The sequence below is a fragment of the Streptomyces humicola genome, from assembly GCF_024436035.1.
Classification (GTDB): Bacteria; Actinomycetota; Actinomycetes; order Streptomycetales; family Streptomycetaceae; genus Streptantibioticus_B; species Streptantibioticus_B humicola.
This window is the reverse complement of record NZ_JANFNG010000011.1, coordinates 49547-60539: the sequence shown is the minus strand read 5'-3', so window position 1 is coordinate 60539 and position 10993 is coordinate 49547. Positions and strand designations below refer to the sequence as shown.

Sequence of the window (10993 nt, the reverse complement as noted above, 5' to 3'; positions counted from 1 at the left end):
GTAGAGCGTTCCGCCGGCCGCCCGGCCGGCCTGGGTGACGCTCCTGATGCCCGTGCGACACCTACGCGACGAAGCCGGATATCGCGCGGGGCGTGTACGGCGCTTCGAGCTGCTTGGTCTCCTCCTCGGTGAGGCGTATCCCCACGGCGGCGACGGCGTCGTCGAGGTGGTGCGGCTTGGTGGCTCCCACGATGGGCGCCGTGACCCCGGGCTGCTGGGCCACCCAGGCGAGGGCGACCTGGGCACGCGATATCCCCCGGGCCTCGGCGATCCGTGTCACGGCCTCGACGATCTGCCGGTCCTCCTCCTGGTAGAGCGTCTTGCCGAACTCGTCGGTCTCCACGCGCGCGGTGGTCGCGCCCCAGTCGCGGGTGAGGCGGCCGCGGGCGAGCGGGCTCCACGGGATGACGCCGATGCCCTGGTCGGCGCAGAGCGGGAGCATCTCGCGCTCCTCCTCTCGGTACAGGAGGTTGTAGTGGTTCTGCATGGTGGCGAAGCGAGTCCAGCCGTGCAGCTGCGAGGTGTAGAGCGCCTTGGAAAACTGCCAGGCGTGCATAGAACTCGCGCCTATGTAGCGGGCCTTGCCCGCCTTGACGACGTCGTGGAGCGCCTCGAGGGTCTCCTCGATCGGCGTGTCCCGGTCCCAGCGGTGGATCTGGTAGAGATCGACGTAATCGGTGCCGAGGCGACGCAGGCTGTTGTCGATCTCCGCCATGATCGCCTTGCGGGACAGCCCACTGCCGTTGGGGCCGGGGCGCATCTGGCCGCAGACCTTGGTGGCGAGCACGATCTCGTCACGGCGCGCGTAATCGGCGAGCGCGCGGCCGACGATCTCCTCGCTGGTGCCGTCCGAGTAGACGTTGGCGGTGTCGAAGAAATTGACGCCGGCTTCGACCGCCTGTCGGATGAACGGCCGGCTGTCCTCCTCGTCGAGCGTCCACGGATGGGGGCCGCGACCCGGCACGCCGTAGCTCATGCAGCCGAGGCAGATCCGCGAGACATCAAGTCCGGTAGAGCCGAGCTTCACGTACTCCATGAGAGGTCCCTTCGAGCAATCGTACGTCGCGCCTTCACCAGCCAACGTATCCGCCGCCACTGACAGTCACGACCGGCGACAGGTCTTGACGCGAGCTTTGGTCTAGTCCAACTTAGGGGGAAGCGCTCGACGTGCCGTGCCTGCTCCGCCACCGCTCTGCCGCCCCGCGCCCTGCATTTCCGACAACCCCCGCTCGCCGGACCGCATTCCGCACAGCTGCGCGCCCTGCATATGTCATGTCCTCGCCATAGCCGCGCGCACATGACGCAGCCCTTCCCCCACTCACTCCCTGGAGTGATACGCGATGCGAAGTTCCAGAGATACCCGAAGTCCCAGAACCAGCCGCAGACGCCTGAACCTCACCGCCGCCGTGTCGGCGGCCGCCGCGCTGCTCGGCCTCGCGGCGTCCATGCTCGGCGCCGCGCACGCCGCCTCCGCCGCCAACACCACCGGTGCGCCTGCCACCAGCGGCGGGATCAAGGTGGCGTACTACGACCAGTGGTCGATCTACCAGAACGCCTTCTACCTCAAGAACGTCGACACCGAAGGGATGGCGGGCAAACTCGACTACCTCATCTACGACTTCGAGAACATCGACCCGACCAACCTGACATGCTTCGAGGCCACCAAGGCCACCGACCCCGACCCCGGCGGCGAGAGCGACCCCAACGCCGGTGACGGCGCGGAGGACTCCTTCGCCGACTACCAGAAGGAGTTCACCTCCGACATCAGCGTCGACGGCACCTCCGACGTCTACAACCAGCCGATCGCAGGCAACTTCCACCAGTTGCAGGAGCTGAAGGCGAAGTACCCGCACCTGAAGGTGCTGCTGTCGATCGGCGGTTGGACGTACTCCAAGTACTTCTCCGACGTTGCCGCCACCGACGCGTCCCGCAAGAAGTTCGTCTCCTCGTGCATCGACATGTTCATCAAGGGCAATCTGCCCGTGCAGAACGGATTCGGCGGCGCCGGCACGGCGAAAGGCATCTTCGACGGCTTCGACATCGACTGGGAGTACCCGGGCGGCGGCGGCCACCTCGGCAACCACTCCAGCCCGTCGGACAAGCAGAACTACACCGCTCTCCTCGCCGAGTTCCGCTCCGAGCTGGACGCGCAGGGACAGGCCGACGGCAAGACCTACAGCCTGACCGCCGCGCTCCCGTCCGGCCAGGACAAGATCTCGAACATCGAGACCAACAACATCGGTCAGTACCTGAACTTCGGCGACGTGATGACGTACGACATGCACGGCGGCTTCGAGACCACCGGGCCGACCAACCATGCGACGCCCATCTATGACAACCCCAACGACCCGAGCCAGCCGATCGCACCCGGCAACGAGAAGTACTCGTCCGACGAGGCGATCAAGGCCTATACGGCCGGAGACTCGCAGTACGGCATACCCGGCGGCTTCCCCGCCAACAAGCTGAACATGGGCGTGCCGTTCTACTACCGGGGCTGGACGGGCGTACCGGCCGGCAACGACCACGGGCTCTTCCAGACCGCGACCGGGCCCGCTCCCGGGGCGGCCGACTCCGGCAACGTGCCCGGCATCCAGATGTACAAGGAGCTCACCGGGGTCATCGACAATCCCAACGACACCTTCTGGGATCCGGCGGCCCAGGCCGCGTACTTCTACGACGGCAACAACTTCTGGACCGGCGAGGATGCCCAGTCCATCCAGGCCAAGGCCGACTATCTGCACTGCAACGGCCTCGGCGGTACGATGATGTTCTCGCTCTACGACCTCGACCAGGCGGCGACGCTGTTCAACGACGCCGTCAACGACACCAACGGCTCGGCGTCCAGCTGCTCGGCTCCCCCGAGCCCCACGCCCACTCCGACACCGACGCCCACACCGACCCCGACGCCCACACCGACGCCCACACCCACCCCGACCGGTGGCGCAGCGGCCGTCAACGGTGACTTCGAGTCCGGCAGCCTGTCGCCGTGGAGCTGCACCAACAACTCGGGCACGGTGCAGAGCACCACGGTGCACTCCGGCTCCTACGCTCTCGAAGCCACGCCGACCAGCAGCGACGACGCACAGTGCACCGAGACCGTAACCGTCAAGCCCAGCACCAGCTACACGCTCACCGGCTGGGTGGACGGCAGCAACGCCTATATCGGTGTCAGCGGGTCGGGCGGCACCGACGGCTCGAACTGGGCCACGACCAACGGAAGCTGGCAGAAACTCGCGGCTTCCTTCACCACCGGGCCGAGCACCACCAGCGTCACCGTCTACACCCACGGCTGGTACGGCACCGGCACCTACTACGCGGACGACATCAGCATCGCCTGAGACCGTCCGCCCGAGCGCCCGGGGCCGCGCAACCGCGCGACCCCGGGCGCGTCCGCCGTCCTTCGCCATACTGCCCTGTGGAGACGCCGGGACGCGACTTCACGGCCCGCGATCCGGAGGGCAATCGTTGGGCGTTCGGCACCTATCGCGGCGAGCCGAGGAAGACCCCTGCTGCGGACAACGACTGACCATCCCCTTACGCTGTCGCGAGTGACCGCGACGACCACGACGCCTGCCGCCCTCACACTGTGCCGTCGGATCGGAACCTCCGGGTCCGTTCTGCTCGCCCTGGGTGGATGGACCGCGGGGTCGCTGCCCGCCTACGACGCCTCCGGGCTGTGGCGGGAGCGCGGAGCCGAAGCGGCGGATGTGGGGACGGTGCTCACCTACCTCGGCCTCGTGCTGCTGGTGTGCGCATGGTGGCGGCTCGGACGGATCGCCGGGTCGCTCGGCGCCGGTGAGCTGGTCCGGGTGCTGGTGTGGTGGTCGGCGCCGCTCGTCATCGGCCCGCCGCTGTTCAGCAGCGATGTGTACAGCTACGTAGCCCAGGGGTTGATGTCCGTACGGGGACTCGACGTCTACCAGCTCGGCCCGGCCGCGCTCGGCGGCCCGCTCGTCCACAGCATCCCGGCGATGTGGCAGCACACCCCCGCCCCCTACGGGCCGGCCTTCGTGGGCATGGCACAGGCGGTGGTGCGGCTCACCGGCTCGGCGGTGGTGCCCGCCGTCCTCGGCATGCGGGCGGTCTGCCTCGCCTCGCTGGCGGTGATCGTGTGGGCGGTGCGGGCTCTGGCGAGGGCGACCGGGGTGAGCGAGGGCGGGGCGTTGTGGGCGGCCGCGCTCAACCCGTTGGTGATCTGCCATCTGGTGGCCGGAGCGCACAACGACGCGCTGATGCTGGCGTTGATGATGACGGGGCTGGTGCTCGCGCGGCGCGGGCGGTTGCTGTGGGCCGTGGTCGCGGTCTCGCTGGCCACGATCGTCAAGGCACCTGCGGGGACGGCGTTGCTGTTCCTCGTTCCGCTGTCGCCTCGATGGCGGGGGCGAATATGGCCCGGCGTGTGGCGGGTGCTTGCGGGGGCGAGCGTGGCCACTGCGGTGACCGCGACGGTAAGCGTCGTGACGGGCAGAGGACTCGGCTGGATCGCCGCCCTGCGCACCCCTGTCTCCGTCGAGTCGGTGTGGTCGGCGAGTACGGATGTCGGGCGTCTGCTGGCCTGGGCCGCCTCGGTGTCGCACACCGCGGGCACCGAGAGCGCCTGGAGCAGACCCGACACGATCACGGCCGTGCGCGTCGTCTGCCTGCTGGCGGCGTTGGTCGCGATCGTCCTGTGGGCGCGGCGCGCACCCGCCGTCGGACCCGAGTACGCGCTCGGCCTGTCGCTGCTGACGCTGGTGGTGCTCTCCCCTGCCGTCCAGCCGTGGTACGCGCTGTGGGGACTGCTGCCCCTGGCCGCCACGGCGTGGCACCGGCTCTCCGGGGCGTGGCAGAAGACGCTGGTCGTCGTCCTCGTCTTCTCGGTACTCCCGGACGGCCACGGCCCGGCCCTCGACGACCTGGTCACCGCCTCCCTCGGCATCGCGCTCGCCCTCGCCGCCCTGTACGGATCCACCGCGCTGCGTTGGCTGAGCGGCGGAGGCGCAGGAGGCGCATTTGCGGAGCAAAAGGGCCTTCCCTAGCGCTTCGCCTGGGGGAATGATCGAGGAAGGGAGGCGGTTCGCATCCCGCCTGTCGGCAGGGGGAAGTCAGGAGGACGGAGCGATGACGCACACCACGGAGTGGAGGACGCGGGTCGTGGTCTCCGAGGAAGGCGACCTCACCAAGGCGGAGGCCAGCGTGGACACCACGACGGCGACGTTCACCGGGTACGGAACGGCCCGCAGAAATCCGCGGGATCCGCAGGTGCACGAGATCGGTGACGAGCTGGCCGCGGGGCGTGCGCTCGCGGACCTGTCGCGGAAGCTCATCAGCGAGGCATCCCAGGAAGTCGAGGAGAACGAGGAGCTGGAACCCCGGGACAGCGAGCCGTCCCGGCTCTGGCTGTGAGCCGCGCCCTGTTTGCCGCGCCCTTCGATCGCCGGCGGGGCGATCGCCAGGGGGGTGGTGCGCGTCCAGTGGGAGCGGCGGCGTCGAGCGCGCTCGTCTGCGACCTGTACGAGGTCACCATGGCCTGCTCGTACCTGCGCGAAGGGATGACGGGCTCCGCCACCTTCAGCCTCTTCGCACGGGCGATGCCGCCGCAGCGCGGGTTTCTCGTCGCAGCGGGGATCGAACCCGCGCTGGGCCTCCTCGGCGACTACCGGATCGGGCCCGAGGAGCTGACGGTGATCGCCGGGCTGCTGCACCGGCCGGAGTCCGACCTGCGCGCGCTGCTCGGGATGCGGTTCGAGGGCGACGTGTGGGCCGTCCCCGAGGGGAGCGTGGTGCTCGCCGGCGAGCCGCTCGTCGAGGTGACCGCGCCGCTGCCGCAGGCGCAGCTGGTCGAGACGCTGCTGCTCAACCAGGTGAGCCATCAGACGGCGGTGGCGTCGAAGGCGGCGCGCTGTGTGCTGGCGGCGCGGGGGCGGCCGGTGGTGGACTTCTCGCTCCGCCGCACGCACGGTTTGTCCGCGGGGGAACAGGCGGCCCGGCTCGGCGCGATGACGGGGTTCGCGGCGACGAGCCACATGGGCGCGGCGGCCGCGTACGGCGTGCCCGCCACCGGCACGATGGCCCACTCCTACGTGGAGGCCTTCCGCAGCGAGGAGGAGGCGTTCCGCGCCTTCGCGCGGGCCTGGCCCGGCGCGGTCACGTTCCTCGTCGACACCTACGACACGGAGGCGGGGGTCGCGGCGGCCGCCCGCGTCCTGCTCGAGCTGCGGGAGGCCGAGGGGCAGCAGGCACGGCAGCAGTGCGCGGTGCGCCTCGACAGCGGCGATCTCGCCGATCTGTCGGTGCGGGCCCGGCGGATCCTGGACGCGGCGGGACTTCCCGATGTGCGGATCGTGGCGAGCGGCGGGCTCGACGAGTACGCGATCGACGCATTGCTCGGCGCCGGGGCGCCCATCGACGTCTTCGCCGTGGGGACGAAGGTCGGGGTCTGCGCCGACGCCCCGTCGCTGGACACCGCCTACAAGCTGGTGGCGTACGAGGGGCGTCCGGTGATGAAGCTGTCGTCGGCGAAGATGACGGCGCCGGGTGCCAAGCAGGTGTACCGGCGGCCGGGGTACGCCGATGTCATCGCGCTGCGCGATGAACCGTGCCCCGCCGACGGCGGCGTTCCGCTGCTGCGGCCGATGATGCTCGGCGGCCGCAGGACCGGGCCGGATTCGGTCCAGGAGGCGCTGTCCGCCGCCCATATGCGCTTCACCGCCGACCTTGTGGCGCTCCCCGAGGAGGCGAAGCGGATCCACGATCCCGTGGCACCCGTCGCGACCGACTCCGCGGCATTGACGAAGCTGACCCACGACGTGGAGCAGCACATCCGCGAGGAGCGGGCGGCCGCGCCGCACGCGTGAGGACGACAGCGTCCGTGTTCTGCCTTGAGCCGGTTGCGGCCGCCTGTGGTGGGAAGGCGAAGAAAAACGGAAAGCGGAAGGCGACGGAAGGAGGAGGCATGAGTGTCGTCAAGAGCGCGCTGCCCGAGGAGACGCGGCGGATCACCGGGGACACCCTGCAGGGTGCTCTGGTAGACCTGCTCGATCTGTCACTGGTCGCCAAGCAGGCCCACTGGAACATCATGGGACCCAGGTTCCGCAGTATCCATCTCCAGCTCGACGAGGTCGTGGCAACGGCACGCTCGTACGCGGACATCGTCGCCGAGCGCGCAGCAGCGATCGGCGTCACCCCGGACGGCCGGGCCGAGGTGATCGCGAAGACCAGCGGCCTGCCGCACGCGCCGGACGGCTGGATGCGGGACACGGACGTCGTCAAGCTCATCGTCGAGTCGCTCGACAAGGTGATCCGGCGGATGCGTGAGCGCATCGACGCCACCGAGAAGACCGACCTCGTGACCCAGGACATCTTCCTCGGGCTCACCCGCGAGCTGGAGAAGCACAGCTGGATGTTCCAGGCGGAGAATCACGCCTGACCGGACAGGCGCTCCAGCAGCGCAGGGAGGTCGGCGAAGGAGTCGAGGACGTGGTCGGGCGTGCCGTCGGCGTTCTCGACCGCCTCCGGCCGGTACTTGCCCGTCCGCACGAGCACCCCGGTCATTCCCGAGCGCTGGGCGGCCAGGACGTCGGTCTCGATGTCGTCGCCGATCATCAGCGCCTGGGACGCCGTGACGCCGAGGTGGTCGAGCGCGGTGGCGAAGAATGCCTCCGCGGGCTTGCCCACCACCTCGGCCTCGACGCCCGAGGCCCGTTCGAGACCGAGCAGGAAGGCTCCGGTGTCCAGCTGGAGCCCCTGGTCCGTCCGCCAGTACAGGCTGCGGAGCATGGCGACGAGCCGCGCGCCGCGCTGAACGTGCGCGAAGGCGCGGTTGAGCGCCGCATAGTCGAACTCCGGCCCGGCGCCGCCGATCACCACGACATCGGCGTCGTCATTCGCATCACTGCCCTGCCCCGCACCGATCAGCGTCACCCCTGGCAGGTCCTCCCCGATCTCACCGCTGTTGACCAGCAGGCACCGCGCGCCCGGGTAGTGCTCGGCGAGATACGCGGCGGTGACGGCGGGTGCGGTGAGGACGTCGTCGAGACGGACCGGCAATCCCGCCTCCGACAAGGTGCGGGCGATGGAGGCGCGCGTGCGCGAGGTCGTGTTGGTCACGAGCGCCACCGGAAGACCACGCTCGCGCAGCTGGGCCATGGCCTCGACCGCGCCCGGCAACGGCTTCCAGGAGACGGTGAGCACGCCGTCGATGTCCACAAGTGCCGCAGCGACGCGTCCCATGGCACGACGATACGTCCGCGGGCGAGCCGGAGGGCCCGGGCAGCCGGCCCGGGCGCTCCTATGGCGTACGACGCGTGCGGCAGTCCGTGCCGGTCAGTCCGCCTTGTGCTTGATGGTGATCGTCTTGGCGCCCTTTTCCGCCTCGGCGCAAGGGACGGTGACCGTCAGGATGCCGTCCTTGTAGTCGGCGGTCGCGTCCTCCGCGCGTGCCCCCTCGGGCAGGCGCAGCGCCCGCGCGAACGAGCCGTAGCGGAACTCGGAGTGCTTGGCGCCCTCTTCGCGTTCCGAACGCTCGGCCCGCAGGGTGAGGACACCGCCGTGCACCGTGAGCTCCACGTCCTTGTCCGGGTCGATGCCCGGAAGTTCGGCCCGCAGGACGTATGCGCCGTCGGTCATGTCCTCCTCGATGCGGATGCCGTGCAGGCCCGGTGTCCCCAGCAGTCCGGGCACACCGGACTCGAACCAGTCGAAGACGTCCGGAATCGCGAACGGCCATCCGTGACGCCGCTCCATGAGGGCACCCTTCGGGTTCCTCTTCTCAGCCATCGCGGTACTCCCTTCTTGTCTCCTTCGTCCCCATTCCCTCACCTCAAGAGTGCCGCGCGACGAGGGGTGCCGGGCATGGGCCGGACGGCCTGGCGCCCGGCACCCGTCGGCCCTGGCCGCATGCCCGCGGGTGGCGGAGGCTGGAAGGGCGGAGGGACCTCACGAAGGGCCACCTCACGAAGGGCCACCTCACGAAAAGCCACCTCACGAAAAGCCACCTCAGGAAGGGCCTCAGTCTCTGGCCACCAGGAGGGCCACCAGGAGGGCCACCAGGAGTTGAGGACGATGGAGCGCCGCACGGTCGCCGAGGTCATGACATCCGAGGTGGTGCGCGTGGGCTTCGCGACCCCGTTCAAGGACATCGCCTCCCTGCTCGCCGAGTACCGGATCAGCGGGGTCCCGGTCGTCGGCCCCGACGACCGAGTGGCCGGTGTGATCTCCGAGACCGACCTGATGACGTACCAGGCACGGCTCTCCGAGGCGGACGAGGCCGGGCACGGCCCTGCCCTGCGCCGCGCCCGCAGGGCGCTGCGCAGCCTGGTACGGGGCCGCGCCGGAGCGGTCCGCGCAGCCAAGCAACGCGCCCGTACGGCGGAGAGGCTGATGTCCGCGCCGGCGATCACCGTGCACCCGCAGGCCGGCCTGGCGGAGGCGGCCCGCACCATGGTGCGCCACGGCATCGAACGGCTGCCGGTGGTGGACGACGACAACCGTCTCGTCGGCATCGTCACCCGCCGCGACCTGCTGCAGATCTTCCTCCGCACCGACCACGAGATCCGCACCGAGGTGATCCGAGGGGTGCTGGAACGGACGCTGGGGCTCACGCCGGCCGCCGTCCATGTCACCGTCCACGACGGCGCGGTGACGCTGGAGGGTCGTGTCGAACGCGCCAGCGAGGCCGCCATCGCGCTGCGCCTTTCGGCTCGGGTGGATGGGGTCATCGCGGTCGTCGACCGGCTCACCTTCCGGTTCGACGACTCCAGGGAGCGTCCGGAACCCGCTCCGGCGCCCAACTCACCCCATGATCTCGCATGATCTCGCGGGACAGCGCCCATGAGATGAGGCACATGATCCCGCACAGCCCGCACATCGTCTCCGACGTCATGACGCACACCGTCGTCGCCGTGGGCCGCAGCGCCTCGTTCAAGGAGATCGTCCGGACGATGGAGCAGTGGAAGGTCAGCGCCCTGCCCGTGCTCGCAGGCGAGGGCCGTGTCATCGGCGTCGTCTCCGGGGCCGACCTGCTGCCGAAGGAGGAGTTCCGCGACAGCGACCCCTCTCGCATCGAACAGCTGAGCCGCCTCGCCGACCTCGCCAAGGCCGGGGCGACCACCGCCGAGGAGCTGATGTCCACCCCTGCGCTCACCGTGCACGCGGACGCCACCCTCGCCCAGGCCGCGCGCATCATGGCCCACGGCCGCGTCAAGCGGCTGCCGGTGATCGACGCCGAGGGGCACCTGGCGGGCGTCGTCAGCCGCAGCGACCTGCTGAAGGTCTTCCTCCGCACCGACCAGGACATCGGGGACGAGGTGCGCCGCGACGTGATCGGGCTGCTCTTCCCGAACGCCTCGCCACCCGTGGAGGTGACGGTGGACGAGGGTGCGGTCACCCTGCGCGGCCTTATCCCGGACGCCTCGCTCATCCCCATCGCCGCCCGGCTCACCCGCGCCGTGGAAGGCGTCGTCGACGTCGAATGCCGGCTCACCGCCACACGGCGACAACCGTCGCTGTGACCCTTACGACTGGCTGTAACGACCGGCTACCTGCGCAGGGGCCTGGCGGCGGCGATGGTGATGCCGACCTGAGGCGGGTGCCGCAGCGTGTTGTGGACCGTGCAATGGTCGACGACCGCTGCCAGGGCGCGCTGCTGCATGGGGTTCAGTTCTCGCGGGACGGTGACGCGCAGCATCACGCCCCGGACACGCGCCGGGCGGTCGCCGGCCATCGTGAACTCGGCGTCGACGCGCAGCCCGGCGCGGTCCAGGCCGTGCCGCGTGAGGTAGCGGCCCGCGTAGAAGGCCGTGCATGAGGCGAGCGAAGCGACGAACAGCTCGGTCGGCGTCGGGGCGAGATCGCCATCGCCGCCGGAGACCCCCGGGTGGTCGGCCCACAGCTCGTGGCCCCGGACAGCGATCCGGTACAGATCGCCGGCGGCGTGCTCGACCGTGACGTGGCGGTTGTCCGCAGGCTCCCGCTGATCCGCTTGCAGTGCCCGGCCGGATGATGTCCGCGGCAT

11 protein-coding genes are annotated in these 10993 nt (G+C 70.1%); 7 read left to right on the top strand and 4 right to left on the bottom strand.

Features of this window, described 5'->3' with window-relative positions:
• Positions 1 to 61: 61 nt before the first annotated feature.
• Positions 62 to 1036: an aldo/keto reductase gene (locus NGB36_RS16105; RefSeq protein WP_255920975.1), complete on the bottom strand. Its 975-nt coding sequence runs from the start codon at positions 1034 to 1036 to the stop codon at positions 62 to 64.
• Positions 1037 to 1406: 370 nt separating this feature from the next.
• Between NGB36_RS16105 and NGB36_RS16100 the strand changes: the two genes are divergently transcribed.
• The 5 genes from NGB36_RS16100 (at position 1407) to NGB36_RS16080 (ending at position 7408) form a co-directional block, all read left to right on the top strand.
• Positions 1407 to 3338, top strand: a complete 1932-nt coding sequence (locus NGB36_RS16100; protein WP_255920974.1) for a glycosyl hydrolase family 18 protein — start codon at positions 1407 to 1409, stop codon at positions 3336 to 3338.
• A gap of 210 nt (positions 3339 to 3548) precedes the next feature.
• Entirely contained in the window at positions 3549 to 5018 is a 1470-nt protein-coding gene (gene mptB / locus NGB36_RS16095) for a polyprenol phosphomannose-dependent alpha 1,6 mannosyltransferase MptB (protein WP_255920973.1), read from the top strand.
• Positions 5019 to 5100: 82 nt separating this feature from the next.
• Positions 5101 to 5385: a dsRBD fold-containing protein gene (locus NGB36_RS16090; RefSeq protein WP_255920972.1), complete on the top strand. Its 285-nt coding sequence runs from the start codon at positions 5101 to 5103 to the stop codon at positions 5383 to 5385.
• Between the two features lie 68 nt (positions 5386 to 5453).
• The gene (locus NGB36_RS16085; protein ID WP_255920971.1) at positions 5454 to 6836 is read left to right on the top strand and encodes a nicotinate phosphoribosyltransferase; all 1383 of its coding nucleotides are present in this window, start codon (positions 5454 to 5456) and stop codon (positions 6834 to 6836) included.
• 98 nt (positions 6837 to 6934) lie between these two features.
• Positions 6935 to 7408 carry a Dps family protein gene (locus tag NGB36_RS16080; RefSeq protein WP_255920970.1) on the top strand — a complete coding sequence of 158 codons (474 nt, stop codon included), beginning with the start codon at positions 6935 to 6937 and terminating at the stop codon, positions 7406 to 7408.
• Here NGB36_RS16080 and NGB36_RS16075 read toward each other — a convergent pair.
• Together NGB36_RS16075 and NGB36_RS16070 are read right to left on the bottom strand one after the other, a co-directional pair.
• Positions 7399 to 8211, bottom strand: coding sequence for an HAD-IIA family hydrolase (locus tag NGB36_RS16075; RefSeq protein WP_255920969.1), 813 nt, complete (start codon positions 8209 to 8211; stop codon positions 7399 to 7401). The genes NGB36_RS16080 and NGB36_RS16075 overlap by 10 nt on opposite strands.
• A 93-nt stretch (positions 8212 to 8304) precedes the next feature.
• The gene (locus tag NGB36_RS16070; RefSeq protein WP_308288861.1) at positions 8305 to 8757 is read right to left on the bottom strand and encodes an Hsp20/alpha crystallin family protein; all 453 of its coding nucleotides are present in this window, start codon (positions 8755 to 8757) and stop codon (positions 8305 to 8307) included.
• 285 nt (positions 8758 to 9042) lie between these two features.
• Between NGB36_RS16070 and NGB36_RS16065 the strand changes: the two genes are divergently transcribed.
• Together NGB36_RS16065 and NGB36_RS16060 are read left to right on the top strand one after the other, a co-directional pair.
• Positions 9043 to 9792, top strand: coding sequence for a CBS domain-containing protein (locus tag NGB36_RS16065; RefSeq protein WP_255920968.1), 750 nt, complete (start codon positions 9043 to 9045; stop codon positions 9790 to 9792).
• Between the two features lie 35 nt (positions 9793 to 9827).
• Entirely contained in the window at positions 9828 to 10490 is a 663-nt protein-coding gene (locus NGB36_RS16060; RefSeq protein ID WP_255921094.1) for a CBS domain-containing protein, read from the top strand.
• A gap of 26 nt (positions 10491 to 10516) precedes the next feature.
• On the opposite strand, the gene NGB36_RS16055 is transcribed toward NGB36_RS16060, so the two are convergent.
• Entirely contained in the window at positions 10517 to 10993 is a 477-nt protein-coding gene (locus NGB36_RS16055) for an OsmC family protein (RefSeq protein ID WP_255920967.1), read from the bottom strand.